Source organism: Streptomyces sp. NPDC087263 (assembly GCF_044744645.1).
Lineage (GTDB): Bacteria > Actinomycetota > Actinomycetes > Streptomycetales > Streptomycetaceae > Streptomyces.
In genome coordinates, this window is the sequence record NZ_JBIUYT010000007.1 from 164,936 (window position 1) to 189,791 (window position 24,856).

Annotated in this window: 26 protein-coding genes and 1 pseudogene; 11 read left to right on the top strand and 16 right to left on the bottom strand. The window is 71.1% G+C overall.

Annotated features, from left to right (window positions below; translation table 11 throughout):
* Positions 1 to 122: 122 nt before the first annotated feature.
* Entirely contained in the window at positions 123 to 1,055 is a 933-nt protein-coding gene (locus tag ACIPC1_RS23400) for an NAD(P)-dependent oxidoreductase (protein WP_402519925.1), read from the top strand.
* On the opposite strand, the gene ACIPC1_RS23405 is transcribed toward ACIPC1_RS23400, so the two are convergent.
* Positions 1,008 to 1,448 (bottom strand): PPOX class F420-dependent oxidoreductase, encoded by a 441-nt coding sequence (locus ACIPC1_RS23405; protein WP_402519927.1) that lies wholly within the window; start codon positions 1,446 to 1,448, stop codon positions 1,008 to 1,010. The genes ACIPC1_RS23400 and ACIPC1_RS23405 overlap by 48 nt on opposite strands.
* 75 nt (positions 1,449 to 1,523) lie before the next feature.
* Here ACIPC1_RS23405 and ACIPC1_RS23410 point away from each other — a divergent pair, with 75 nt between their 5' ends.
* The 3 genes from ACIPC1_RS23410 to ACIPC1_RS23420 are packed head-to-tail and all read left to right on the top strand — an operon-like array spanning position 1,524 to position 4,790.
* Positions 1,524 to 2,108, top strand: a complete 585-nt coding sequence (locus ACIPC1_RS23410) for a TetR/AcrR family transcriptional regulator (protein WP_402519929.1) — start codon at positions 1,524 to 1,526, stop codon at positions 2,106 to 2,108.
* 23 nt (positions 2,109 to 2,131) lie between these two features.
* Positions 2,132 to 3,505, top strand: a complete 1,374-nt coding sequence (locus ACIPC1_RS23415; RefSeq protein ID WP_402519931.1) for an MFS transporter — start codon at positions 2,132 to 2,134, stop codon at positions 3,503 to 3,505.
* Between the two features lie 58 nt (positions 3,506 to 3,563).
* Positions 3,564 to 4,790, top strand: coding sequence for a serine hydrolase domain-containing protein (locus tag ACIPC1_RS23420; protein WP_402519933.1), 1,227 nt, complete (start codon positions 3,564 to 3,566; stop codon positions 4,788 to 4,790).
* A gap of 24 nt (positions 4,791 to 4,814) precedes the next feature.
* On the opposite strand, the gene ACIPC1_RS23425 is transcribed toward ACIPC1_RS23420, so the two are convergent.
* From ACIPC1_RS23425 to ribA, 5 genes are read right to left on the bottom strand one after another with little or no spacing between them, the layout of a single operon-like run.
* Positions 4,815 to 5,972 carry a saccharopine dehydrogenase family protein gene (locus ACIPC1_RS23425; RefSeq protein WP_402519935.1) on the bottom strand — a complete coding sequence of 386 codons (1,158 nt, stop codon included), beginning with the start codon at positions 5,970 to 5,972 and terminating at the stop codon, positions 4,815 to 4,817.
* A gap of 28 nt (positions 5,973 to 6,000) precedes the next feature.
* Complete coding sequence (locus ACIPC1_RS23430) at positions 6,001 to 7,032, bottom strand: saccharopine dehydrogenase (protein WP_402519937.1); 1,032 nt, start codon at positions 7,030 to 7,032, stop codon at positions 6,001 to 6,003.
* Entirely contained in the window at positions 7,029 to 8,174 is a 1,146-nt protein-coding gene (locus ACIPC1_RS23435; protein ID WP_402519939.1) for an NAD(P)/FAD-dependent oxidoreductase, read from the bottom strand. The genes ACIPC1_RS23430 and ACIPC1_RS23435 overlap by 4 nt, the downstream gene beginning before the upstream one ends.
* Positions 8,171 to 9,178 (bottom strand): ornithine cyclodeaminase family protein, encoded by a 1,008-nt coding sequence (locus ACIPC1_RS23440; protein ID WP_402519941.1) that lies wholly within the window; start codon positions 9,176 to 9,178, stop codon positions 8,171 to 8,173. The genes ACIPC1_RS23435 and ACIPC1_RS23440 overlap by 4 nt, the downstream gene beginning before the upstream one ends.
* A 3-nt stretch (positions 9,179 to 9,181) precedes the next feature.
* Complete coding sequence (gene ribA / locus ACIPC1_RS23445; protein WP_402519943.1) at positions 9,182 to 9,913, bottom strand: GTP cyclohydrolase II; 732 nt, start codon at positions 9,911 to 9,913, stop codon at positions 9,182 to 9,184.
* 38 nt (positions 9,914 to 9,951) lie between these two features.
* Here ribA and ACIPC1_RS23450 point away from each other — a divergent pair, with 38 nt between their 5' ends.
* Positions 9,952 to 10,797, top strand: a complete 846-nt coding sequence (locus ACIPC1_RS23450; RefSeq protein ID WP_402519945.1) for a creatininase family protein — start codon at positions 9,952 to 9,954, stop codon at positions 10,795 to 10,797.
* Positions 10,798 to 10,928: 131 nt separating this feature from the next.
* Here the strand turns inward: ACIPC1_RS23450 and ACIPC1_RS23455 are convergent.
* The 5 genes and pseudogenes from ACIPC1_RS23455 to ACIPC1_RS23475 form a co-directional block, all read right to left on the bottom strand.
* A pseudogene (locus tag ACIPC1_RS23455) lies at positions 10,929 to 11,798 on the bottom strand (lysylphosphatidylglycerol synthase transmembrane domain-containing protein); the annotation flags it as partial.
* Positions 11,795 to 12,745 carry a class I SAM-dependent methyltransferase gene (locus ACIPC1_RS23460; RefSeq protein WP_402519947.1) on the bottom strand — a complete coding sequence of 317 codons (951 nt, stop codon included), beginning with the start codon at positions 12,743 to 12,745 and terminating at the stop codon, positions 11,795 to 11,797. The pseudogene ACIPC1_RS23455 and the gene ACIPC1_RS23460, both read right to left, overlap by 4 nt.
* The gene (locus ACIPC1_RS23465) at positions 12,742 to 13,944 is read right to left on the bottom strand and encodes a glycosyltransferase family 4 protein (RefSeq protein ID WP_402519949.1); all 1,203 of its coding nucleotides are present in this window, start codon (positions 13,942 to 13,944) and stop codon (positions 12,742 to 12,744) included. Before ACIPC1_RS23465 ends, ACIPC1_RS23460 begins: the two co-directional genes overlap by 4 nt.
* Positions 13,941 to 14,339, bottom strand: coding sequence for a 6-pyruvoyl tetrahydropterin synthase family protein (locus ACIPC1_RS23470; protein WP_384386542.1), 399 nt, complete (start codon positions 14,337 to 14,339; stop codon positions 13,941 to 13,943). The genes ACIPC1_RS23465 and ACIPC1_RS23470 overlap by 4 nt, the downstream gene beginning before the upstream one ends.
* A gap of 128 nt (positions 14,340 to 14,467) precedes the next feature.
* Positions 14,468 to 15,448, bottom strand: coding sequence for a zinc-binding alcohol dehydrogenase (locus tag ACIPC1_RS23475; RefSeq protein WP_402519952.1), 981 nt, complete (start codon positions 15,446 to 15,448; stop codon positions 14,468 to 14,470).
* A 105-nt stretch (positions 15,449 to 15,553) separates the two neighbouring features.
* Between ACIPC1_RS23475 and ACIPC1_RS23480 the strand changes: the two genes are divergently transcribed.
* Positions 15,554 to 16,288 (top strand): CDP-alcohol phosphatidyltransferase family protein, encoded by a 735-nt coding sequence (locus ACIPC1_RS23480; protein ID WP_402519954.1) that lies wholly within the window; start codon positions 15,554 to 15,556, stop codon positions 16,286 to 16,288.
* 85 nt (positions 16,289 to 16,373) lie between these two features.
* On the top strand, positions 16,374 to 17,192 hold the full coding sequence (locus tag ACIPC1_RS23485) for an SAM-dependent methyltransferase (RefSeq protein ID WP_402519956.1): 819 nt from the start codon (positions 16,374 to 16,376) through the stop codon (positions 17,190 to 17,192).
* Here ACIPC1_RS23485 and ACIPC1_RS23490 read toward each other — a convergent pair.
* A complete protein-coding gene (locus ACIPC1_RS23490) occupies positions 17,189 to 18,313 on the bottom strand; it encodes a serine hydrolase domain-containing protein (RefSeq protein WP_402519958.1) in 1,125 nt (374 codons plus the stop codon). The two genes, ACIPC1_RS23485 and ACIPC1_RS23490, sit on opposite strands and share 4 nt — an antisense overlap.
* Positions 18,310 to 19,761: an MFS transporter gene (locus tag ACIPC1_RS23495; RefSeq protein WP_402519960.1), complete on the bottom strand. Its 1,452-nt coding sequence runs from the start codon at positions 19,759 to 19,761 to the stop codon at positions 18,310 to 18,312. Before ACIPC1_RS23495 ends, ACIPC1_RS23490 begins: the two co-directional genes overlap by 4 nt.
* Positions 19,762 to 20,051: 290 nt before the next feature.
* On the opposite strand from ACIPC1_RS23495, the gene ACIPC1_RS23500 reads away from it, so the two are divergent.
* The 4 genes from ACIPC1_RS23500 to ACIPC1_RS23515 all read left to right on the top strand — a co-directional run bounded on the left by ACIPC1_RS23500 (position 20,052) and on the right by ACIPC1_RS23515 (position 23,263).
* Entirely contained in the window at positions 20,052 to 20,630 is a 579-nt protein-coding gene (locus ACIPC1_RS23500) for a TetR/AcrR family transcriptional regulator (protein ID WP_402519962.1), read from the top strand.
* Positions 20,631 to 20,748: 118 nt separating this feature from the next.
* Positions 20,749 to 21,888, top strand: coding sequence for an ABC transporter ATP-binding protein (locus tag ACIPC1_RS23505; RefSeq protein ID WP_402519964.1), 1,140 nt, complete (start codon positions 20,749 to 20,751; stop codon positions 21,886 to 21,888).
* Entirely contained in the window at positions 21,885 to 22,592 is a 708-nt protein-coding gene (locus tag ACIPC1_RS23510) for an ABC transporter permease (RefSeq protein ID WP_402519966.1), read from the top strand. Before ACIPC1_RS23505 ends, ACIPC1_RS23510 begins: the two co-directional genes overlap by 4 nt.
* Positions 22,589 to 23,263 carry an ABC transporter permease gene (locus ACIPC1_RS23515; protein ID WP_402519968.1) on the top strand — a complete coding sequence of 225 codons (675 nt, stop codon included), beginning with the start codon at positions 22,589 to 22,591 and terminating at the stop codon, positions 23,261 to 23,263. The genes ACIPC1_RS23510 and ACIPC1_RS23515 overlap by 4 nt, the downstream gene beginning before the upstream one ends.
* A gap of 64 nt (positions 23,264 to 23,327) precedes the next feature.
* Here the strand turns inward: ACIPC1_RS23515 and ACIPC1_RS23520 are convergent, their stop codons facing one another.
* Genes ACIPC1_RS23520 through ACIPC1_RS23530 form a run of 3 tightly spaced genes read right to left on the bottom strand, consistent with a single transcriptional unit; the run spans position 23,328 to position 24,854 of the window.
* A complete protein-coding gene (locus tag ACIPC1_RS23520) occupies positions 23,328 to 23,939 on the bottom strand; it encodes a GTP-binding protein (RefSeq protein ID WP_402519970.1) in 612 nt (203 codons plus the stop codon).
* Positions 23,890 to 24,324 (bottom strand): DUF742 domain-containing protein, encoded by a 435-nt coding sequence (locus ACIPC1_RS23525; protein WP_402519972.1) that lies wholly within the window; start codon positions 24,322 to 24,324, stop codon positions 23,890 to 23,892. The genes ACIPC1_RS23520 and ACIPC1_RS23525 overlap by 50 nt, the downstream gene beginning before the upstream one ends.
* A gap of 56 nt (positions 24,325 to 24,380) precedes the next feature.
* Positions 24,381 to 24,854 carry a roadblock/LC7 domain-containing protein gene (locus ACIPC1_RS23530; RefSeq protein ID WP_384386605.1) on the bottom strand — a complete coding sequence of 158 codons (474 nt, stop codon included), beginning with the start codon at positions 24,852 to 24,854 and terminating at the stop codon, positions 24,381 to 24,383.
* Positions 24,855 to 24,856: the final 2 nt, after the last annotated feature.

Consider the following 24,856-nt stretch of genomic DNA (forward strand, 5'->3'; position numbering starts at 1 on the left):
CTGCTCGTACGTACCCGGTTCCACTATGACAGGCGTCATAGCTCCCGCTACTATGACGACTGTCATGGGCAGCAGTGGGGGGCTGGCCCGGCGCGCACGCCGGGCGGAGACGGCGGTGCGGTGTGTACGTGGGTTTCATCGGCCTCGGAACCATGGGGCAGCCCATGGCGCTCAACCTGGCCCGGGCGGCCACCCCTCTCGTCGTCTGGAACCGGACGCCCGCCAGGGCCGAGCCCCTGCGCGCGGCCGGCGCCGAGGTGGCGTCCCGCCCCGCCGAGGTCTTCGAGCGGGCCCGCGTGGTGTTCCTGATGCTGGCGGACGGACCCGCGATCGACGCGGCCCTCGGACGTGGCACCCCAAACTTCGCCGAGCGGATCGCCGGACACACCGTCGTCCACATGGGGACGACCTCACCGGAGTACTCGCGCGAGCTGGAGGCCGAGATCCGCGCGGCGGGCGGTCGGTACGCCGAGGCCCCCGTCTCCGGCTCGCGGGTCCCGGCGGAGGCCGGTCAACTCGTGGCGATGCTCGCCGGTGACCCCGAGGCCGTCGAGGAGGTACGCCCACTGCTCGGGCCGATGACTCAGGAGACGTTCGACTGCGGGCCGGTGCCGAACGCCCTGCTGATGAAGCTCTCGGTGAATCTGTTCCTGATCACCCTGGTCACCGGCCTCAGCGAGGCGTTCCACTTCGCCGACCGCCAGGGCCTGGACCGGAAGCTCTTCCTGGAGGTGCTGGGCGCAGGACCGATGGCCAGCGCCGTCTCCCGGATGAAGGCCCCGAAGCTCCTTGAGCGCGACTTCGCCGTACAGGCCGCGGCTCACAACGTCCTGATGAACAACGAGCTGATCGCCGAGGCCGCCAGAAAGTCCGGCCTGGCCTCCCCGCTCCTCGACGTCTGCCACGCTCTCTTCGAGGAGACCGTGGCACTGGGACACGGCGGGTCCGACATGGCGGCCGTGCTCCACGCGATCGAGGCCCGCACCGACGCCGTGAGCGGGGACGGTTCAGCGTCCGCGGGGGATGCCGTACGCACGCTCCACGTGGAGTCGTAGGACGAGTCGACGGTCACGGACCATGGCGGCCCGGTAGTCGTCCCAGTCGGGGTGCTCACCCTGGACGTCCCGGTAGAGCCGGATGAGTTCCTCGACGGTCTCATCCTGCGGATCACCGGCGACGGGCGTCAGCTCGGCGGTGCCCTCGGCGACCGTGTACGCCCAGCGGTCCTCGCTGGTCACGTGGTACGTGGCCCGCGGATCCCGGCGCAGATTGCGCGTCTTGGCCCGGTCGTCCGTGAGTGAGACCCGGACGATCCGCTCGTCGGGGTAGTAGGCGTGGGCGACGTTCGACAGCTGGGGCCGGCCGTCCTTCTTGAGGGTGACGAGCACCCCGCCCTTGTACTCGGAGAGCAGTTTCACCAGTGCGTCCTGCGTCGCGTCCTGAGTCATGCCTCGATCAACGCTTCGGACCGGGCGGGACATTCCGCGTAGACACTGTCTACGGAATCCTGGTAGACAGTGTCTATGACCAGCGAGGAAGAGGCAGGGCTGCGGGCCCGCCTGATCGAGGCCGGAGTGGACCTGGTGACCAGGGAGGGGGCCCAGGCGCTGTCCCTGCGGGAGATCGCCCGGCGGGCCGGGGTCTCCCACGGAGCTCCGCGCCGCTATTTCCCCACCCACCTGGAGTTGCTGTCCGCCATCGCCCGCCGGGGCTTCACCGAGCTCGGCACGCGGGCGGCGGAGTCGGTCGCCGGCAGCGGGGCGTCGTCACCCCGCACGCAGCTCACGACGCTGGGGCGGGTCTATCTGGACTTCGCGCTGAGCAACCGCGGAATGTACGAGCTGATGTTCCGTCACGACCTGCTGGAGAGCAAGCGGTTGGGGCTCCGCGAGACGAGCCTTCCGCTGTTCGGCGCCCTGGTGGACCTAATCGGCCAGGTGCGTCCCGAGGCCGACGCCCCGGTCGTCGCGGGCGCGTTCTGGGCGAACCTGCACGGGATCGCCCAGCTGTGGAGCTTCGGCAGCCTCCAACTCACCACCGGCGCCGAGGACTTCGTACCCCTTCTGCATGCGGCGCTGGACGCGCACCTCGGGCCCGACCCTCGGTGAACGCACACCCACGTCGTCGGCTCATGCTCGCGAGCAGTGTCACCGGTGCCGTGATCGTCGCCCTGGACGGCACTGTGCTCACCGTCGCGCAGCCCACCTTGCAACGCGATCTGCACGCCACGTTCGCGCAGGTCCAGTGGACGAGCACCGGCTATCTCATCGCGGTGGCAAGCCTGTTGGTGTTCGCGGGCCGGCTCGGGGACCGGTACGGGCACCAACAGGTCTTCGCCGTGGGGATCCTGGGCTTCGGCGCCGCGTCGGCGGGGATCGGGTGCGCAACCGGGATCGGCTGGGTGATCGGACTCCGGGTCGCGCAGGGCGTGTTCGGCGCGCTGCTGCAACCCGCCACGCTGGGGATGCTGCGCACCGCGTACCCCGCCGACCGGCTCGCGATGCCGATCGCGCTGCGCACCAGTGCCATCGGTCTCGCGGCCGTCGCCGGTCCGGTGATCGGCGGGGCACTGGTCACCGCCCTCGGCTGGCGCGCCGTCTTCTTCCTGAACGTCGTGCCCGCGCTGGTCATGGGCGGGTCGGCGCTCGCCGTCCGGGGCCCGGCGCGCGACCGGGCCACCGCGGGCGGGCTCGACATACCCGGGGCCTGCCTGCTGGCGGCGGCCCTGGTGAGTCTCGTACACACGCTGGTCGGGATACCGCAGACCGGCTGGACGACCTCATCCGCGCTCAGGCTGCTCGTGGTCGTGGCCGCGGGAGCCGCGTTCGTACGTCACGAACGGCGCACCACGAGCCCGTTGGTGCCCCACGACGTGCTCGGCTCCGCCACCGTCGGCGCGGCGCTCGGCATATTGGTGGCCGCCTCGGCGGCGATGCTGGGCTCACTCTTCGTCGGCAGCTATTACCTCCAGGAAGTTCTCGACCTGGATCCCCTTCAGACCGGTCTGCGGGCGCTGCCCGGAGCCGTGATGATGGTGCTGGGCGCGCCGGTCGCGGCCGTCCTGCTGCGCCGACAGGGTGCGCGCCGGACGACCCTGGCCGGGATGACCGCCCTGACCGCCGGGGTCCTCCTGCTCTCCCGGCTCGGCCGGGCCTCGACCGCCGTGCCGATCGGCAGCGGATTCCTGCTGCTCGGCGCCGGTTTCGCGACCGTGATGGTCACCGCGACGGCGGTCCTCGTACGGCACGCCTCAGCGGAGTCGGCAGGCGTGGCGGGCGGGCTCCAGCAGACGGCGATGAATGTGGGGCCCACGCTGGGCATCGCGGCGGCGACCCTGCTGATGACCCGCACGACCGGTGTCACCATCGGCCCACCGCTCACGGCACTCGCGGCCGTGTCCGCGCTCGGAACTCTGCTCGCGCTGAGGCTGCCGGGGGCCGCGGGGACGCCGGTGCGCAATCGCAAGGAGTCCACCAACAAGTACGGGGCAGACGACGGTTCGTGAATCCGTAGGGGACCATGAAGCGAGTCAAAACAAGAGCCGCAGCCCGGAGGAGAGCCAAATGGGACATCTGCGACAGGAGGTCGAGCCGCACGAGGCCGGCCTCGATCCGAAGGCGCTTGCCCGTCTCGATCAGCACTTCGCCCACCTGGTGGACGACGGCAGACTCCCCGGGTACCTGGTGTCCGTGTCCCGGCACGGCCGTATCGCGCACCTCACCAGGTACGGCTGCCGCGACCGCGAGGCCGGACTCCCCGTCGAGACCGACACCTTGTGGCGGATGTACTCGATGACGAAGCCGGTCACCTCGGTAGGCGCGCTGATGCTCCTCGAAGAGGGCCGCCTCCGGCTCGACGACCCCGTCGCCGACTTCCTCCCGTCCTTCGCCGAACCACAGGTGTACGTCGACGGATCCGGCCCGGACGCCAGGACCCGCCCGGCCGCACAACCCATCCTCGTCCGGCACCTGTTGACCCAGACGGCGGGTCTGACCTTCGGCTTCTACCACGCGCATCCCGTCGACGCGCTGTACCGGAAGGCCGGACTGGAGTCGTCCGTTCCGGCGGGCGCGGATCTGGCCGAGACCTGCGAGGCGTACGCCCGGCTGCCGCTCCAGTTCGAGCCGGGCACGCAGTGGAACTACTCGGTCGCCACCAATGTCCTCAGCCGCGTCATCGAGGTGGCCTCCGGCCAGGACCTCGACGCGTTCCTGGCCGAGCGGATCTTCGCACCGCTCGGTATGAAGGACGCCGGGTTCTGCGTCACGGACGAGCAGGAGGGCCGGCTGGCCGAGTTGTACGGGGAGGACGACGAAGGCGGGATCACCCCGATCGCCGGGCTGCCCCTGCACGGCCGCCCCCGCTGCGTGTCCGGGAGCGGCGGCATGGTGGCCACCGCCCACGACTACCACCGCTTCATGGAGTTGCTCCGCCTGCGCGGTGAACTCGACGGCATCCGCCTGCTGAAGCCGGAGACGGTGGACCTGATGGTGTCCAACCACCTCCCCGACAACGCCGACCGCCGCACCTTCGGCAGCCCCGTCCACCGGGAACCGGGCAACGCGGGCCTCGGCTTCGGCCTCGGCGTCTCCGTGGTGGTCGATCCGGAGATCACCCTGTCCCCGGCCGGCCAGGGCGCGTACGGCTGGAGCGGCGTGGCCAGTACGACCTTCTGGATCGACCCGGTCAACGACCTGACCGTGCAGTTCCTGACCCAGGTCCGCCCCACCTCCTCCCACTCGATCTTCCGTGAGCTGAAGCGGCTGGTGCAGGAGGCGTTGCTGGACTGAGCGCGCTCACCCCACTCGCCCGGGTCACCCAGCCCGGAACGTGAAGTCCACGCCGTCCTGGGCGAGTTCGGCCAGCCACGTCTCGGACCGCTCCGCCGTCCCGGCGGCCCGGCTGAGGCCCGCCGGGAGCGTGCCGTCGAGGATGTGGCGGACACCGAGGGCCAGGGTGCGGGAGACACAGCGGGCCATGGCGCTCTCGTCGGCGGTGCCCTCCAGGTCGAGGAGGTAACGCCCCGACCAGACCTCCCCCGGGCCCGGGCCGCCGCGTACCTCCAGCGAAACGGCGAGGACGACCCGGTCACGGTCGGCCTCGGTGGTCGGGTAGGCCGCCGCCAACTCCTGTGCGAGGGCGGCGATGCGTCGGTCGTCGCCCGCCTTCAGCTCCTCGAAGACGGCGTCCCAGGCGCGCAGCCAACCGTCGAGGCGCAGGGTGCCACGCACGAAGGTGCCCGGTTTCCAGGCCTCGGGCAGCCCGTACTGGTCCAGGAAGGGAACGCTGTCCCGGTTGGGGTAGACCTCGAAGGTCTCGGCGTCGATCTCGTGGGGGCGGGTCGCCTCCCAGGGGCGGACGGCCGTCGTCACCGCACCGCCCTCGACATAGCGGGCGGGCGAGCGCAGGGCACCCAGCACCCCCGCCGGTGCCCAACTGAAGCGGTACCTGAAGTCGTTGGGCACGGCCGGGATACCACCGCAGTACGAGGTGAGGCTGTACGAGGCGGCCGTATCGGCGCCGATCGCCTGCTGGGCGCGGGCGACCAGACTGTGCGCGAAGAGATGGTCGATGCCCGGGTCGAGCCCACACTCGGTCAGCACCACGACACCCGCCTGATCGGCCGCCGGTACCTGCTCCAGAACCGCGTCCGACACATAGCTGGAGCAGGCGAAGTGAGCGCCGCGCGCGACGCAGGCGGCCAGCAGCGGGGCGTGTTCGGGCGCGGGCAGCATGGAGACGACGATGTCTCCGGGGGCGAGTTCGGCGGTGAGCGCGGGGAGCGTGTAGGCGTGTGGCTCGGCGCGCCCGGTCAGACCCCGGGCGGCCAGGCTCCGTTCGGCACGCTCCTCGGTGCGGTGCCACAGTCGTACGCGGGTGGCGGCGTCGCAGGTCGCGGCGAGACCGCTTCCGGTGGACAGGCCCGCACCGATCCAGTGCACGGTGCCGCTCGCGCGCGTCGCCTCAGTCATCGCCGAACTCCCCATCTCTTGTACCTCGTCAGCCGATTTCACCGGAGGCTCGGTGGAAGCGGTCGAGACCGCGACCCCACGCCCCACCCGTCTCGAAGTCCAGGAGCAGCGGCAGCAGCGCCGCCGAGAAGTCGACGCTCGCCTCGCGCGGCAGCAGCGACGGCAGATTGTCGATGGCGATCAGATCCAGGGCCCCGGGCTGCTCGCGCAGTCGCCGGACGGGATCCGTCCAGTCCGTCGTGGTGTCGTAGATCGGCAGGACGTTCAGGGGCGAGCCGACATCGCAGGTGACATCGCACAGGGTGCGCAGCCGACGGCCGGGCTCGTCGAGGTCCTTGTCGGTGAGGAAGGGCGGGATCGGCCGGGTGGTCAGCACGGTGTTGACCATCAACTCGTGTGCCAGCAGGGCGGGTCGGTCCAGGTCTCGGGTCTCTTCGAGGTCCCAGCAGGTGGGCTCGACCCCGGCCGTCTCCAGCGCGTCCCGCGCGCCCCGGCCGCTGCGGCCCAGGGCGCCGATCACCAGCGCCTTCACCTCCGGTCCTTCTCCGGCCAGTTCCGCGTCCAGTTCCTCCTTGGAGGTGGGCCGCAGCGGGGTCCGGAGCCTGCCCCTGTGATGCAGTACGGCCAGGGCGGCGCCGAGATATCCGGCCCAGTAGCCGAAGGCGGCGAGCCTGCGCCCGTTGTCGTCCACCAGGTATTCGAGGTCGAGCAGGACTCCGCCACCTGCGAGGAACCTGCGCAGCAGGGCTTCGGCTCCGGGCTGCTGCTTGTAGGCGTGCCCGAAGAAGATGTGGCGGTGGGTCAGTGCGGCCGGCTCGTCGGGGAGTTCCTTGAGTCCGAGGACGACCGCGTCCGGCGGCGCCGAGACCCAGGATCCGGTCTCGGCGACACGGCAGCCGGCCTCCTCGTACGCCTCGATCGGGAAGACCCGCTGCGGTGACCGCTCGACGGTGAGGGTCACGCCGCTCTCGACGAGTCGTCGGGCGTCCGTGGGCACGATCGGCGTGCGCCGTTCGGTCGTACGGGTCTCGTGGCGGAGCCACAAATGCAGGGCGTTCATACGCAGTTGATCTCCGGGCGCAGGGCGTCGGCGGCGAAGCGTTCGGCGCTGAGGGGGCTGATGTCGACGAAGGGTACGCGGCCCAGGTACAGGTCGCGGACCACCTCGCCGACCGCCGGTGCCTGGAGGAATCCGTGGCCGGAGAACCCCGTCGCGTACAGGAAGCGCGCGCACGAACCCGCCTCGCCGATCAGTGCGTTGTGGTCCGGTGTCATCTCGTACAGGCCCGCCCAGCCGCCCGTACGGCGGAGGTCGAGCAGGGCGGGGGCGCGTCGCTCCATGGCCTCGCCCAGGCGGGGGATCCAGCGGTCGTGGGTTTCGGTGGCGAAGCCGGGGGTCTCGTCGGGGTCGGACATACCGAGCAGGAGGCCGGGGCCCTCGGTGTGGAAGTAGAGGCTGCTGGTGAAGTCGATGGTCATGGGGAGGTCGGGCGGCAGCCCCGGGACGGGTTCGGTGACGGCGATCTGGCGGCGCAGCGGCTCCACCGGCAGGTCCACGCCCACCATCGCGCCGACGGCCCGCGACCAGGCGCCGGCCGCGCAAACCACCGTGTCGGTCTCGATCCGGCCCCGGCCGGTGAGCACCGCGGTGATCTCCCCGCCACGCAGTTCGATGCCGGTGACCTCGCAGTGCCGCAGCACGGTCGCGCCGTGCCGACGGGCCCCGGCGGCGTAGCCCTGGACGACGGACTCGGGCGTGCAGTGTCCGTCGTCCGGTGAGAAGGCCGCCGCGAGCAGCCCGTCGGTGGTGATCAGGGGCGAGAGCCGGCGCGCCTCGGCCGGGTCGATCATGCGGCTGGGCACGCCGAGGGAGTTCTGGAGCCGTACGCCCGCTTCGAAGGACGCGACCTCTTCGGGTGTGGAGAGCAGGAACAGATAGCCGACCCGGTGCAGTCCGATGTCCTGGCCCGGGTCCTCGCCGAAGCGGGCGAAGGCCTCCAGACTCCGGGCGCCCAGCTGGATGTTGAGCTCGTCGGAGAACTGCGCCCGGACGCCGCCCGCGGCCCGCGAGGTCGACCCGCAGGCCAGTTCGTCGCGCTCGACGAGCACCACGTCGGGTACGCCCGCACGCGCCAGGTGGTAGGCGATGCTCGCGCCCATCACCCCGCCGCCGATGACGACGACGCGCGCCGTCCGGTTCACCGGCGCGCCCCCTTCGCGCGGGCCGCGTGGATGACGGCCCAGGCCGCGGCGGCGTCCTGGATGCCGAGCCCGACGCTGTTGTAGAAGATGATGTCGTCGGGGTGCCTGCGGCCCGGGTGCGTGCCGGTGAGCACGCCGCCGAGCGGAATCAGGTCCCCCGGGGCGAGCCGTCCGTAGCGCAGCGCGTCGACGACCGGACCGGCGTGCTCCGCCGCCGTCGCCGGATCGTCGACGACCACCACCGCGGCCCGCCGCAGGACCGCCGCGTCGACCTCGCTCCTGCTGGGCTCGAAGGAACCGACGCTCACGACCGTGCAGCCCGGCGCCAGCCACTCGCCCCGCACGACGGGCGTACTGCTGAGCGTGCAGGCCGCGACCATCGGCAGCCCCACCACGGCTTCCTCGGCCGTCTCGACCGCCTTGACGGCGACACCCAGTTCGGCGGCGAGGCGGTGCGCCGCGTGCGCCCGGCGACCCGGGTCCGGGCTCCACACTCGTACGGACCGCACATCCCGTACCCGGGCGACTGCCCGCGCGTGGGCCAGGGCCTGCGTGCCGGAGCCGAGCAGACCGAGCTCCGCGCTGTCGGCGCCCGCGAGTACGTCGAAGGCGACGGCGCTCGCCGCGGCGGTGCGCAGGGTCGTCACCGCCGTGCCGTCCATGACCGCCGCGAGCTGCCCGGTGACAGGGTCGAGCGCGTTGATCACCGCGTGGACGGTCGGCAGCCTGACCGCCGCGTTGCCCGGGTTGACGCTGCCGAACTTGGCGACGGCGCCGGTGTCCGCGGACAGCCGTGCGAGGTAGGCGAAGACGACGCTGTCGTCGAAGCGGCTGGGATGCATGATCTTTCCCGGCAGCTCGGCCGTGCCGTCGCCGAGCGCGGTGAAGGCCGCGCGCTGCGAGGCGATCGCCGTATCGGCGTCGAGCAGCTCCCGCACCTGCTCGCGCGACAGATACAGCGGACCTGGGTCGGCAGTGTCCTCAGCGGCGTCGTCTTCTCTCATTCCTCAGTGATAGCCGTCTTTGCCGATCCGCAAAAGATCGCGGTCGACCAAGTGGCCGCCGTTCAGCGGCGGCCCGCCCAGGTGGACGCCGTCCAGGTGCGGGAGGTGGTGGTCCATGCGCTCGCGCTTGGTCAGCAGGTAACTGAGGTTCTCCTCGCACGGCGGGATCAGCAACGGGACCTGCTCGGCGACCCTGATGCCGTGGCGCAGCAGCGCCTCGCGCTTGCGCGGGTTGTTCGACATCAGCCGTACGGACCGCACGCCGAGGTCGTGCAGGATGTCCGCCGCCACCCCGTAGTCGCGGGCGTCCACCGGCAGGCCCTGCGCGAGGTTCGCCTCCACGGTGTCCATGCCCTCCGACTGGAGCTGCATCGCCCGGAGCTTGGCGAGCAGGCCTATGCCCCGGCCCTCGTGGCCCCGGAGGTAGACGAGGATGCCGCGCCCCTCCGCCACGATGGCACGCAGCGCGGCGGCGAGTTGGTCGCCGCATTCGCAGTGCATGGATCCGAAGGCGTCCCCGGTCAGGCATTCCGAATGCAGTCTGGTGAGTGTGTCCCCTGCACCGATGTCGGCCAAGTCGCCGTGCACCAGGGCAACTTGTTCCTCTCCCCGGTCATGGTCGAGGTAACCGACGGCGTGGAAAGCGCCGTAGACGGTGGGCAATGGGGCAATCACGACGCGTTCGACACCTGTGCGGTGGGCATTCCCGCCGAGTGCTCCAGAGTTATCTGTCATGATCTGATTCCTAAGCAGAGTCGAAAGGCCGTGAAAACATGAGTGGTTCGGGAACGCGCTCGACGGTATCCGGTCTGTTGCCGGTTGACACCACGGAGGACGTACGGGCGCGGGGGGCGGGTGTGTCACGGCAGGTCGCCGTGCTTCCCGTCGGCAGCTTCGAACAGCACGGTGCGTTCCTGCCGCTCGCGACGGACACGCTGGTCGCATGTGCCATCGCGCGGGAGGTCGCGGCCGCGTATCCGGTCCATCTCCTTCCTCCGGTGACGATGTCCTGCTCGCACGAGCACGCCGCGTGGCCGGGGACCGTCAGCATCTCTTCCGTCACGCTCCACGCGGTGGTCAGGGACATCGCCGACTCGCTCCGCCGGTCGGGCGTCGACACCTTGGTGGTGGTCAACGGACATGGCGGAAACTACGTACTGGGCAATGTGGTTCAGGAATCGGCGGGCAGCGGTACGCGCATGGCGCTTTTCCCGGCGATGGAGGACTGGGAAACCGCGAGGGAGCGTGCCGGAGTAGAGACCTCGCTGCTCAGCGATATGCACGCGGGGGAAATTGAGACCTCCATTCTTCTGCATGCCCATCCTGAATTGGTCAGGCCTGGATATGAGACCTCCGATTTCCTCGCGGACGACCGTCGGCACCTGCTCACTCTCGGCATGTCGGCCTATACCGAGTCCGGTGTCATCGGCCGGCCCTCGATGGCCAGTGCGGGGAAGGGGAAGGCGCTGCTGGCCGCGCTGACCGAGTCGTTCGGGGCGTACTTCTCCCTGGTGACGTCGGCGAGGCTGCCTTTGGAGGTGGAAGATCCGGAAACCGGGATGACGGAGACCGGTACTACGGAGACCGGGACTTCGGCGGTCGTCGATCGTCGGCATTGATCGTGCCCTCCTGCGCTCTCCTCCCGGGGGCGCCGGAGCGCCGCCGACCACCGGACGACCAGGACGGCCACGCCCGGCAGGCTCGCGACGAAGCTGAGCACTCCGTAGACCACGGCAACAGTCAGGCCCATGCTCGCGCCGAGCCCCGCGGCGCCGAACGCCCAGGCGGTGACGCCCTCCCGCGGGCCCCAGCCGCCGACGTTCAGGGGCAGGCCCATGGCGAGCAGGGCCAGCAGCGCCAACGGCAGCAACTCGGCGGCGGACGCGGTGGATCCGGCGACGCGGGCGGCGAGCAGGAACATGGCCAGGTGACCGGCCATCACCACGACCGACGAGAGCGCGAGGCCGGGCCAGCTCTCCCGGGCGAGCAGGGCGCCGCGCGCTTCGACGAGCGTGGCGCGGAGAGCCGTGAACCGCCGGGAGCGGCTGGGGTTCCGCACCCTGCGCACCGCTCCGAAGGTCACCACTGCGCCCACCGAGGCGATCGCCAGGACCAGGGCCCCGCGGCGCATCTCCGTGAGCACCGGGGAAGGCTGGGTGAGCAGCACCGTCACCCCGACGACCATGAACACGGCCTGGCCCGCGGTCCGTTCGAGGACCACCGCCCGTACGCCGCGACTGATGTCCCCTTCGCTCCGGCCGTGCCGTACGGCGCGGTGCACGTCGCCGAGGATCCCGCCGGGCAGCGCCGCGTTGAGGAACAGGGCGCGGTAGTAGTCCGCGACGGCCGGCACCAGGGGCAGTCGGATCTTCAGCCCGCGCGCCACCAGACACCAACGCCAGGCGCTGAACACCGTGGTGAGCAGCCCGAGCCCGAGCGCGGCGAGCACCGTCACCCCGTCGATCCGCCGCAGCCCGTCCAGAAAGACACCGGTACCGAGCCGCCAGAGCAGCACACCGAGAATCGCGGCACCGGCGACCGTGCCGAGGTGGGTGCGGATCCGGCGGGAGTCGAAGCGGACGGGCCGGGAGTCCGTGCTCACGTCCGCCGCCGCGCTCACAGCGCTCCGCCCGTCGGTCGGGGCAGCGCCAGCACATCGCTGTGGTGGACGACCACCCGCAGCTCGCCCGCGGCGATCGCGGCCACACGGGAGCGCAGATACGGCTCAGCACCGGCGGCGAGGTCGGGGCGCTGCTCGCAGGCCGCGGCGACCCAGCCGCGCAGCCACTCCTCGGTCAGCGCGGCGGTGTCGGGGCCGAGCCGCCACGGGCTCGGGTGGGCGCGGACCGTCGCGCCGTAGCGGGCGAAGGCCTCGCAGGCGGCCGTGATGGAGTCCGGGCCGAGCAGATCACCGCGGCGCTGGTGGGCGTTGAACGCCTCGGTGAACTCGGCGTCGAGCGGGTCGGCCGGTGCGAATTCGACCCGGCCGACGACGGAGAGCGTCAGCAGGGCCGGGACTCCGGCGCCCGCGCACGCCGCCGCGAGGCGGTCGATCTCGTCGCCGGTGAGGACGTCCAGGAGCGCGGACGCGGTCACCAGCGAGGCTCCTGCCAGGGCCTCGGCGGTCAGCCGGCCGATGTCACCGCGCTGGGTGGTGACGGTGACCCGGCTGCCGTCGGCCGCCGCGCGCGGCGCACCCACGGTCGCGAAGTGCAGGAGATAGGGATCCCGGTCGTGCAGGATCCAGTGCTGGCCGCCGTCGAGCCGCGGTGCCAGCCAGCGGCCCATGGACCCCGTGCCGCAGCCGAGGTCGTGAATCACCAGGTCGTCGCCGCGCCCCGGCCGGTTCGCGAGCCGGATGCGCAAGGGGTCGAGCAGGTCGGACGCCCGCGCGGCGGCATCGGCGCCCTCGCGCAACTGCAGCCACTGGGGCGCGTAGCGAGGGGCGTCGTCGGCACCGAACGCGTCGACGCGCTCCCCCGGCGCACCCGCCCGCACCTCGTGCCCGGAGACGTCCGGCAGGTCGGGCACGTCCGGCACCTCCGGCGGAGTGAGAGCCGTACTCATGCCGCCCTCCGGGGTTCCCGCGGCAGCCGTGCCAGGACGCCGGCCAGGGTGCGGGCCGTGGTGGCCCAGCCGTTGAGCGCGGCGCGCCGGCCGCGGGCGGCCGCCTTCAGACGGCGGCGTACGTCGGCCTCGCCGAACCAGCCGCGCAGCTCCGTGGCAAGAGCGGCCGGGTCCTCCGGTGGTACGAGGATCCCGGGCACGCCGCCGTCGGGCGCACGGCCGACCGCCTCGGGAAGCCCGCCGACGTCGGTCGCCAGCACCGGGATGCCGCGCGCGAGCGCCTCGGTGACGGCCATGCCGTACGTCTCGGCGTAGGAGGTGAGGACCATGAGGTCGGCGGCGGCATAGCTGGCGTCGAGTTGCGCGCCCGCCTGCGGTCCCGCCAGGTGCAGTCGGCTGCCGAGGCCGTGCTGCTCGATCAGGGCGCGGATCCGGGCGACGTACGCCGGATCCTGGCCGAGTCCGCCGACCAGGACACAGCTCCAGGGCAGGTCGGTGACGGTCGCGAGGGCCTCGACAAGGCGGTGCTGCCCCTTGCGCGGGGTGACCGCGGCGACGCACAGCAGCCGCGAGACCCCGTCGGTGCCGGAGGCGAGTGGCGCGATGTCGGCGCCGGGCTCGGCGACGTGGACGCGCTCGGGGGCGAGCCCGTGGTGGGCCACGAGCCGGCGCACCGCCCATTCGCTGGTGGCCACGACGGCGGACACGGCCCGCAGCGTCGTACGTTCCCTCGCGTCCAGCTCGGCGGCGACGGCGGGTGCGAGTCCCGTCTCGTCGGCGAGCGGCAGGTGTACGAGGACGGTGAGGGACAGCCGCTCGGCCTCGGGGATGATGATCTCGGGGACGCCGCAGGCCACGAGCCCGTCGAGCAGCACGGTCGTGCCGTCCGGCAGCTCGCTGAGCGTACGGGCGAGTTGCGTACGGGCGGCGGCGCCGGGGCGCGGCCACTCTCCGGGGACGGCGTGCCGGTGGACCTGCCAGCCGAAGCCGGGCAGGTCGAGGCAGAGCCGCCGGTCGTAGGCGTTCCCGCCGCTGGGCGCCGCCGGGTCGTCGACACCGCCCGGCATGACGAAGTGCACGGAGCTCAGGGACATGGGGATGATCTCGGCCTTCTGGAGAGCCGCGTTCTGCACCGGCACGTAGTTCAGGGAAGCCTGGTTCCCGTTCACGGACGCCTGGTCGATGGTCGTGTCGGTCACAGCGCACGCTCGTAACTCGCCCAGGCGATGTGCGACTCGTGCAGGGTGACGGTGATGCCCACGAGCCCGTGAGCGCCCTCGCCCAGTGCCCCGGCGTGCACGCGGTCGGCGAGGCGGTCGGCGATGACCTTGGCCAGGAACTCCGTCGAGGTGTTCGTGTCCTTGAAGACCGGTTCACTGTCGAGGTTGCGGTAGTTCAGGTCGCTCACTACAGCTCCGAGCTCCTGCGTGGCCAGCCCGATGTCGACGACGATGTTGTCGTCGTCCAGCTCGGTACGCCGGAAGGTGGCGTCCACCAGGAACGTCGCCCCGTGCAGGCGCTGCGCGGGTCCGAAGACCTCGCCACGGAAGCTGTGGGCGATCATCAGGTGATCGCGAACGGTGATGCTGAACAACGGACGACCCTCCAGGTGCGGTGCGTCTGATCCCCTGCCGGGACCGTGCCGTGTAGTACGGCTGGTCCGTTCTCCTTGTTCAGCCGCATGTTCCCCTTTCTTCGGAGGTCAGGCAGCTTGTTCCGGACTCAGACCCCGTCGTAGACCACGCGGTGACACAGAGCGGGTATCGAACCGGACGACAATTTCGCCATCACGTCGGGCAGTTCCTCGAATCGGCACTCGCCCGTGACGAGCGCGTCGAAGGCGGGTTCGGCGAGCAGTTCGAGGGCGAGTGCGAACCGGTCGGCGTAGGTGCGGCCCGCTCGGCGCGCCGGGGAGAGGGAGCCCACCTGGCTGCTGCGGATCGTCAGGCGCCGGGAGTGGAAGGCCTCGCCCAGCGGCAGGCTGATCCGCCGGTCGCCGTACCAGCTGAGTTCGATCACGGTGCCTTCCGGGGCGAGGAGTTCCAACGCCCTGGTGAGCCCGGCCTCGGTGGCGCTGGCGTGCACGACGAGGTCGAGGTCGCCCGCCGCGTCCTCGGGAAGCGCGAAGTCAGCGCCGAGTGCCCGTGCGATGTCACCGCGTGCCGGATCAGCGTCGACGAGCTGGACCCGTACGCCGGGGAACCGCGCGAGGAGCGCGGCGACGGAGCAGCCGACCATGCCGCCGCCCACCACGGCGATCCGGTCGCCGATCAGCGGGGCGGCGTCCCACAGGGCGTTCACCGCGGTCTCCACGGTGCCGGCGAGCACGGCGCGCGAGGCGGGCACGGAGTCCGGTACGAGGGTCACGGCGCTCGCGGGGACGACGTAGCGCGTCTGGTGCGGATAGAGGCAGAAGACGGTCCGGCCGAGCAGCTCCGGGGGCCCCTGCTCGACCTGGCCGACGTTGAGGTAGCCGTACTTCACGGGTGCGGGGAAATCGCCGTCCTGGAAGGGTGCGCGCATCGTGGCGTACTGGTTCTCCGGTACGCCGCCGCGGAAGACGAGGGTCTCGGTGCCCCGGCTCACTCCCGAGTAGAGCGTGCGCACCAGCACCTCGTCCTCGGCGGGCTCCGGAAGGACGACTTCCCGTATCTCGCCGTGGCCCGGCGCGCCGAGCCAGAACGCGCTGGCTGTGAGTTTCATGAGCGTCCCCTGAACGATCCGGCAGATCTTCACGTACGGAGCTGTGACAAGCCGCGCACTGTACGCGGCGTTGATCGACTCTGTCATACGGCCGGAGGACTAGCGGTGGCCCTGAACAACACATACGACCTGAGGCTCCCCCAGCAGGAGACCATGGTGGGAGCGGGAGTGCAGCTCCTGGTCCTTGCCCTGCTGGGCTCGGCGATCGGCATGGGCCCTGCGGGCTGGCTGACGGGCCTGGTCTTCGCGATCGCCACCTGGGCAGTGCTGAACCGCGCCCTGCGCCGCTCACGGCCCCGCTCCTTCGGGCCCGCCAACCGCGTCACCCTCGGCCGGGCCATCCTCGTCGGCGGCGTCACCGCCCTGGTCGCCGACTCCTTCCGGAGCTCGCCGCCGGTCACCCTCCTGGTCGGTCTGACGGCGGTCGCCCTGATCCTGGACGGCGTCGACGGCAAGGTCGCCCGCCGTACCGGCACCTCGTCCGCGCTGGGCGCCCGCTTCGACATGGAGGTCGACTCGTTCCTGGTCCTGGTCCTGAGCGTGTACGTCTCCATGTCGCTCGGTCCGTGGGTGATGCTGATCGGCACGATGCGCTACGCCTTCGTGGCGGCGTCCTGGGTGCTGCCGTGGCTGAACGCCCCGCTCTTCCCCAGCATGGCGCGCAAGACGGTCGCCGCCCTACAGGGGATCGTGCTGCTCGTCGCGGCCGCGGGACTGCTGCCGTACGAGGTGATGGCCGGGGCTGTGCTGGTGGCACTCGCGGTGCTGGTCTGGTCGTTCGGGCGCGACATCGGCTGGCTGTGGCGTTCGGGAGCGCAGGGCGAGCGCGCCTTCGAATGAAGCCCGGCAGGCTGGTCCGCCCGCCGGTGACTAGTGTGTGCGGTGCCCACGGCAGGCGGGCGACGGTGGTGAGGAGCTGAGGGGCATGAACGAACGGCCGGCGGGCGGAATGGTCCCGATCAACTCCTCGGTGGCGCATCCCGCGCGGGTCTACAACGCCTGGCTGGGCGGCAAGGACAACTACCCGGCCGACCAGGAGGCCGCCGAGCTGGCCGCCGCCGCCAATCCGGAGATCATCCCCGCGGTCCGCGCCAACCGGGCCTTCCTTGGCCGGGCGGTGCGCGAGCTGGCCGGGGTCGGCATCCGGCAGTTCCTCGACATCGGTACCGGCATACCGGCCGCGGACAACACCCACGAGGTGGCGCAGCGGGTCGATCCCGGCGCCCGGGTGGTGTACGTCGACAACGACCCGGTCGTGCTGGCCCACGCCCGGGCCCTGCTCGTCAGCACCCCGGACGGTGCGACGGACTACCTGAACGCGGACCTGCGCGAGGTGGACCACATCCTCACCGCCGCGCGGGACACGCTCGACCTGTCTCAGCCGGTGGGCCTCATGCTGGTGGCGATCCTGCAGTACATCCCGGACGCCGACGACCCCTACGCCATCGCCCGCCGCCTCCTCGACGCGCTCGCCCCCGGCAGTCACCTGGTCCTCTCCCACCCCGCGTCGGACATCGGGGCGGACGAGGTCGCCGAGTCGATGCGCGTCTACAACGAGCGGGCCGCCGCACACGCCGCCGCGACACCCCGCTCGCACGCCGATGTCACCCGGTTCTTCGACGGTACGGAGCTCCTGGCCCCCGGAGTCGTCCACCTCCCCCAGTGGCGCCCCGGCCCGGACGACGTGCCGCCCGCCGGCGCGCTGCCCATGTGGTGCGGGGTCGGACGCAAGGGACAGGCCTAGGACACGACCGACCGGACCTCGTTGGCCAGCACCCGGCCCGTGTCCACCCGGGGAGAGACCAGCCGGGTGCGGGTGAGGGCGAAGGAGAGGCCGCGCTCGCGATCGGCGAAGGCGATGCTGCCGCCGCTGCCGTGGTGGCCGAAGGACGTGAGTTCACCGGCCATTTCGGGCAAGCCCAGGAAGTAGCCGAGCCCCTTGGCATGCCTGCTGAGCAAGGTCTTGTCCTTGCCCTCGACGGCCACCGCGGAGGCGAGCCGCAGCCGCTCCGGGGTGAACAGCCGTACGCCGTCGACCTCACCGAGGAGCGCGGCGTACATGCGGGCCGCCGCACGCGCGGTGGTCGTACCGTTGGCGGGCAGGTCCGCCAGCAGGCAGTCGCGGCGGTTGGCCAGTTCGGCGGTGGTCCACACGCTGGGGTTCGGTGCGACGAGCCGGACGAAGGGCACCGACGGCGGCAGGCTCGCCAGATACGCCGCCCAGCCGCCCTCCACCAGCGGTGCCGTGCGCGCCAGTTCACTCTCGGGCAGCCCGAAGAAGAGTTCGTCGGCGACGCCGAGCGGCTCGGCGACGTACACACGCAGCGCCTCGGCCGGTGTCAGGCCGGTGATCCGGCGCACGGTCTCACCGAGGATCCAGCCGAACGTCCAGCCGTGGTAGCCGCTGGCGGTGCCGGGCTCCCACAGCGGTTCCTGCGCCGCGACGATCGCGCACATCGTGTCCCAGTCGCACAGCTCGGCCGGGGTGACGGCGGCGGGCAGCTGCGGTACGCCCGTCGCGTGCGTCAGGGCGTGCCGTACGGTCGCGCGGTCCTTGCCGTGGGCCCCGAACTCGGGCCAGTAGTGGGCGATCGGGGTGTCGTAGTCGATCAGTCCGCGGTCAGCGAGGACATGGACGAGGGTCGCGGTGAAGCCCTTGCCGAGCGAGAAGCTGTGGATCAGCGTGTCCGGTGCGAGGACGCTGCCCGTGGAGGCGTCGGCCACACCGGCGCACGCGTCGACGATCAGCTCGCCGTCCAGGTACACCGCCAGCTGGAGACCGTTCTCCTGCCCCGACTCCACGAGCCGTTCGAGGACGGCGCCGACCCGCGCCCGCATCTGTGCACCCACGTCGTCGCGATTCACCTGGGCATCATTGCACCGGGCTTCGCCTCTGTGCGCGACCCTTCCTCGGAGGAGGCACGGGGCGTGCCGGAGACACGCCGGGCGCGCTGGACCGGTACGAGGAGTGCCGCCAGTGCCGCGGCGAGGCAGAGCAGGGCGAGCAGCGTGAATCCGTGGGTGTATCCGGAGGCGTACGGAAGGCCCGAGGGCTGGAGGTGGCCGGTGACCAGGACGCTGGTCACGGCCGCGCCGATGGAGCCGCCGATGGTGCGGATGTTGGCGTTCATCCCGGTCGCGGCGCCGGTCTGCTCGGCCGGGACGCTGCCGACGATCAGGTTGGCCATCGAGGCGAAGGCCAGTCCGATGCCGAGGCCGAAGATGCCCGCCGCGACGGCGACCTGCCACTGCTCGTCGTGCCAGAGGGCGAGGAAGCCGCAGGCCACGGCGCCGAGCGCGGCGCCCGTCGTGAGAAGTTTCTTGGCGCCCAGTACGGGTTCCAGGCGGCCGCTGAGCACACCCGAGCAGAACATCGCGAGGAGCATCGGCAGCATGAGCAGTCCGGCGGCTGTGACGCTGGCGCCGAAGCCGTAACCCGCCGAGCTGGGGGTCTGTACGAAGCCGGGGAGGAAGGACCAGATCGAGTACATGCCCGCGCCGAACAGCAGCGCGGTGGCGTTGGTGGTCCACACGGCGGGCAGCCGCATGATGCGCAGGTCGATCAGCGGGGAGCGGGAGCGTGCCTCGGCCAGCAGCCACAGCGCGAAGAGCAGCACGGCGGCGGCGAACAGCCCGATCACCCGGGCCGACCCCCAGCCCCACTGGCTCGCCTGGCTGAGCGGGAGCAGCAGGGCCACCAGCCAGCCGGAGAGCAGGACCGCGCCCAGCCAGTTGACGCGTCCCTCGGCCCGGCTGGGCGACTCGGGGACGTAGCGCAGGGCGATGAGTGTGGTGACGGCGACGATGCCGACGGGGAGCCAGAACAGCCAGCGGTAGTCGAGCGCGGCCACGATGGGGCCGGCCGCGACCATGCCGACGCCGCCGCCTGCGGCGATCACGGCGGACAGGTTGCTGATGCTGGGGCTGACCTCGGCCGGGGTGAACTCGTCCCGGATGATGCCGAAGGACAACGGGAACAGCGCGCCGCCGATGCCCTGGACGACGCGGGCGACGATCAGCAGGCCGATGGTCGGGGCGAGCGCGGCGAGCAGGCAGCCGATGGTCACGGTCACCAGGACGGCGACGAGGGTGCGTTTCTTGCCGATCAGGTCGCCGACGCGGCCGAGGATCGGGGTGAAGACCGAGGCGGACAGCAGGTAGGCCGTCATCACCCAGGTCGCGGTGGACTGCGAGGTGTGCAGGGCGTGCTGAACGGTCGGCAGGGCCGGTGCGATCAGCGACTGGAGCATGGAGAACACGCCGGCACCGGTCGCGAGGACCGCGAAGGTGAGGCGGGTGGACTTGCTGGGCATCAAAGAGCCTCTCCGAGCAGAACAGAGCGGAGCTGAAGAGCGGAGCCGCATCGCCGCGGGCAGCGGTGGGCATGGCGGCGACCACGTCGAGCGGTCGCCGAAGGACGGTGAGGGCGGGCGGTGCACAGAAGGCAGGGCCCGGTATGCGGTCGAGACGGGGGCGGCGTCGATGATGCGTGCGGCCGCACGCATCCACGCGGAACACACCCCGACTGGTAAAGTGGAGGTACGCCTCCACTGTAGCGGAGGCCCACCTCCGCTTCAACCTCGGACCGCCCCGGGAGGCAGCAGTGACGGCTCAGCCGTTCCCCGTCAGCGAGATCGTCGCGGCCCGGCGCCCGCACCGTAAGGACGCCGCACGCAACTACGACGCCCTATTGGCCGCCGCCCGTGAGGCATTCGCGGAGAACGGCGCCGAGGCCTCTCTGGAGGACATCGCCCGCCGCGCGGGAGTGGGCATCGGCACGCTCTACCGGAACTTCCCCACCCGCCGCCACCTCTTCGAGTGCGTCTACGCGGCCGAGGTGAACGACCTGTGCCGGGTCGCCCAGGACGTCGCCGCACTGGAGCCGTGGGAGGCGCTGGCCTCGTGGCTGCGCCGTTTCGTCGACTACACCGTGACCAAGCGGGCCATCCGCGAGGCGCTCAACAACGAGTCGGAGATCTTCCTGGCCTGCCGCGACTCGATGTACGCGGCGGGCGGCCCACTGTTCGAACGGGCGCAGCAGGCCGGCCAGGCGCGTACCGACATCGCCTTCGACGACATCCTGCGGATGGTCGCCGGAATCACCTCGACGAACTTCCTCGACGACGCCCAGCGCGACCGCGTCCTGGCCGTCGCCCTCGACGGCGTCCGCACCGCCCGCTGACCCGCCCGGCTTCCCGATGGGTACCGCGTCCGGCGCAAACCCCAACTGGCTAGACTGCGCACCCTCGTACACGTGATCGACCACGTGCGAGCCTGCGCTCCCCGAAGGGTTTCGACGCTTGATAGCCATCGAAGATGTCAGCAAGCGATACGCCGACGGCACTGTGGCCATCGATCGCCTGTCACTGCAGATACCGAACCACTCCATCACCGTGCTCGTCGGGCCTTCGGGGTGCGGCAAGACCACCACGCTCCGCATGATCAACCGCATGATCGAGCCCAGCAGCGGCACGATCAGGGTCAACGGCGAGGACATCCGGCACAAGCCGGTCAACGCCCTGCGCCAGTCGATGGGTTACGTCATCCAGAACGCGGGGCTCTTCCAGCACCGCACGATCGTCGACAACATCGCCACGGTGCCGCGACTGCTCGGCTGGTCCAAGCAGCGCTCCCGGGCCCGTGCCGCCGAACTCATGGAACGGGTCGGCCTCGACAAGGACATGGCCCGCCGCTACCCCTACCAGCTCTCCGGAGGCCAGCAGCAACGGGTGGGCGTCGCCCGTGCGTTGGCCGCCGACCCGCCGGTGCTTCTGATGGACGAGCCGTTCTCCGCGGTCGACCCGATCGTCCGCCGGGGCCTCCAGGAGGAGTTGCTCCGTATTCAGGGCGAGTTGGGCAAGGCGATCGTGTTCGTCACCCACGACATGGACGAGGCCATCAGGATCGGCGACCAGGTCGCGGTGTTGCGCACCGGCGGCAGGCTCGCCCAGTTCGCCGCTCCTGACGAGCTGTTGTCCTCGCCCGCCGACTCCTTCGTCGAGGAGTTCCTGGGCGCCGACCGGGGCATCCGCGGTCTGTCCTTCCTCTCCACGCGCGACCTCCCCCTCGACCGCTCCCGGGTCCTCCCGGTCGGCACCGACTGGCAGGAGACCGCCCTGCGCATCGGCAAGGAGGCCCCGGTCCTGGTCACCGACGCGGGTGGCAGGCCGCTGGGCTGGGCCGATCTCACGACGTGGGCCGATGACGTCACATCCCTTGAACCGTACGGGCAGACCTTCGAGACCGGGCGGGACTCGCTGCGGGTGGCCCTGGACCGGGCGGTGCTGTCGCCCACCGGGCAGGCGGTCGCCGTGGACGGCGCGGGGAAGGTGCTGGGCCTCGTCGGGCAGGAGCGGATCGCCGCGGCGATCCGCGCGGCCCGGCAGCAGCGGGCGCTGGACTCGCCAGAGCGTCCTTCGCAGGTGAAGGTCGCGCGATGAACGGCTTCTTCGACATCCCGAGCGACCTCCAGAGCAGCTATCTCGGCCTGATCTCCACGCATATGCAGGAAGCGCTGGTCCCGATGCTCGTCGGCCTCCTGCTGGCGCTGCCGGTCGGCCTGCTGTGCATCCGCTTCAACTGGATCTATCCGCCGGTCCTCTGGTTCACCACGGTGCTGTACGCGATCCCCTCGATCGCCTTCTTCGTGGTGCTCATCGACTACACGGGACTCAGCAAGACGACCGTGATGATCCCGCTGTGCCTCTACAGCCTGGTGATTCTGGTACCGGCGGTCGTCGACGGCGTCCGTTCGGTGCCCGAGGAGACGAACGCCGCCGCCGCGGCGATGGGCATCGGTCCCGTGCGCCGCTACCTCCAGGTCCAACTCCCCATCGCCGTACCGGCGATCATGGCGGGACTGCGGGTGGCGACCGCGTCGAGCATCAGCCTGGTCAGCGTCGGCGCGCTGATCGGCAACGAAGGCGCGCTCGGCAATCTGCTGACCACCGCGATGCTCTACCACCGCCCGCTCCTCGCCGTGAACTCGGTGGTCACCACCGCCGTCCTCGCGGTGCTGGTCGACACCGTGCTCGTCCTGCTGCGGCGCGCGCTCACCCCCTGGCAGCCGCCCACCGGCCGCAGAACCGCACGCCGTACGTCCACGACAGCGGGCGCCGCCCGCATCCCGGAGAGCGTCTCGTGAACGTACTCAACTACATGCAGTCCTTCTTCAGCGACGGGTCGCACTGGCACGGGTACGACGGGATCCCGCAGCGTGTGCGGGAGCACCTTCAGTACACCTCCTCGGCGCTCGCGATCGCCACGGCCGTCGGCCTGCCCATCGGCCTCGTCACCGGACACACCGGCCGCGGCGGCAACGCACTGGCGTTCGTGTCCTCGGGGGCCCGGGCGCTGCCCACCTTCGGCCTGCTGGTGCTGATGTTCGTCTGGCTGGGCCTCGGCATCGTGCCCGTGATGATCCCGCTGGTGGTGCTGGCGATCCCCCCGATCCTCATCACCACCTACGAGGCGATCCGCACCCTGGACCCCTCCCCCGTCGACGCCGCCCGCGGCATGGGCATGTCGGAGGGGAAGATCCTTTTCCGGGTCGAGGTGCCGGCGGCGCTGCCGCTGATCCTCAGCGGTCTGCGCTCGGCGACGATCCAGATCGTGTCGACGGCCACGATCGCCGCCTATGTGGCCCTGGGCGGGGTCGGCCGGTACATCCTGGACGGCCTGTACCAGCGCGACTTCGAGAAGGTGGCCGGCGGCGCCGCCCTCACGGCCATCCTGGCGCTGCTCGTCCTCGCACTGTTCTGGGCGGTGGCCCGGGTGGCGGTGTCCCCGGGGGTGCGCAGGCGCCGTACCGCCTGACGGAGAAGCGAGAGCGGAAAAGCGGAAGGGGCGACGGACGCAGGTCCGTCGCCCCTTCCTCCGTTCACTTCTCCACAGCGGCCAGGGCGTGTTCGAGGACCACGAGGAGCGCGTCGCGTACCGATCCGCGGCTGCGGGCGTCGAAGACGGTGAGCGGTACGTGCTCGCCGACGTCGAGGGCCCACCGTACGTCGTTCAGGTCGTGCTCGACCTTGCCGTCGAAGGCGTTTATGGCCACCGCGAACGGGATCTGGCGGTGCTCGAAGTAGTCGACCGCCGCGTAGCAGTCGTCCAGGCGGCGGGTGTCGACGATGACGAGCCCGCCCAGCGCGCCCTCGATCAGGTCGTCCCACATGAACCCGAAGCGCTCCTGGCCGGGGGTCCCGAACAGGTAGAGCTTCAGGGTCGGGTCGAGGGTGACGCAGCCGAAGTCCATGGCGACGGTGGTCGTCACCTTCTGCGGCGTGTGGGAGAGGTCGTCGACGCCCGCGGCGACCGAGGTGATGGACGCCTCGGTGGTCAGCGGCTCGATTTCGGAAATGGCGCCCACCGTCGTGGTCTTGCCCACGCCGAATCCGCCCGCGATGACCATTTTCACCGGCAGCGGCGGCCGGACACGCCCGGTGTCAGCGCTCACGGATCGCGCCCCGGGAGTCGGGGATAGCTCGGAGACCATCGATAACCCTTCGCAATACGGTGGCGTCGCGGGCGGAGTCGGCCTGCGGTGCGTACAAGGCCAGTTGACCGTCGGCGCGCAGATCGTCGGCGAGCACCCTGATCACATTCAAGTGCATGCGCAGTTTCGCCGCGATCTCCGCCAGCGACTGCGGCTGACGACAGACCGCGATGATGTCGCGGTGCTGGTCGAAGACGAAGGCATCGAGCGCGGCCAGACCCGTGTCGGTCGAGACCACCTGGGTCTCGATCGGCATCGGTGGCACGAGGCTGTCGCCGCCCGCGATCCGTCCCGCCGTCAGCAGGAAGGGCCGGACGACCGACGCGGGAGCCTCCGCCCCCCACGCGGTGTCGTCGTCGCCTGATGGCTCGCCGGCCGTCGTCACGTCCTGATCCCTTCGCCTCGCGGGTCGTCACGGACCGGCGACGTCCTCGTCGACCGTCAACCGTTCGGGGCGATACCCACGGTGTTCTTCAGTTCCATGACCAGTTGAGGGCTCAGGACGGCGCCCGCGCGGTTGGCGAAGAGCGTCATCTCGTACGCGATGTTGCCGAGCTTCGCCTCCTTGGAGGCGACCACGCCGAGCACCGCGCCCGCGCCCAGCGCCGACACGAGGACGTGTCCCTCCTCCAGGTCGATGATGACCTTGTTCAGGCCCCCGAGCCCGTAGTTGCCGGACGCCCCCATGGCGAGGCTGGTGATGCCGGAGACGATCGCCGCGAGCCGCTCCGAGTCGGCCTGGCCGCGCAGTTGGGACACCGCGAGCAGTAGTCCGTCCGAGGAGACGCCGATGACGTCGACGACCCCGGCCGTCTCGGTGGCGAATCGATTGAGCAGCCAATTGAAGTCGGCAGCGGCGGCCTTGACGTCCGTCACCGGTTCCGCGGCTCCGGATTCCGGTTTGCCTGTCCACATGG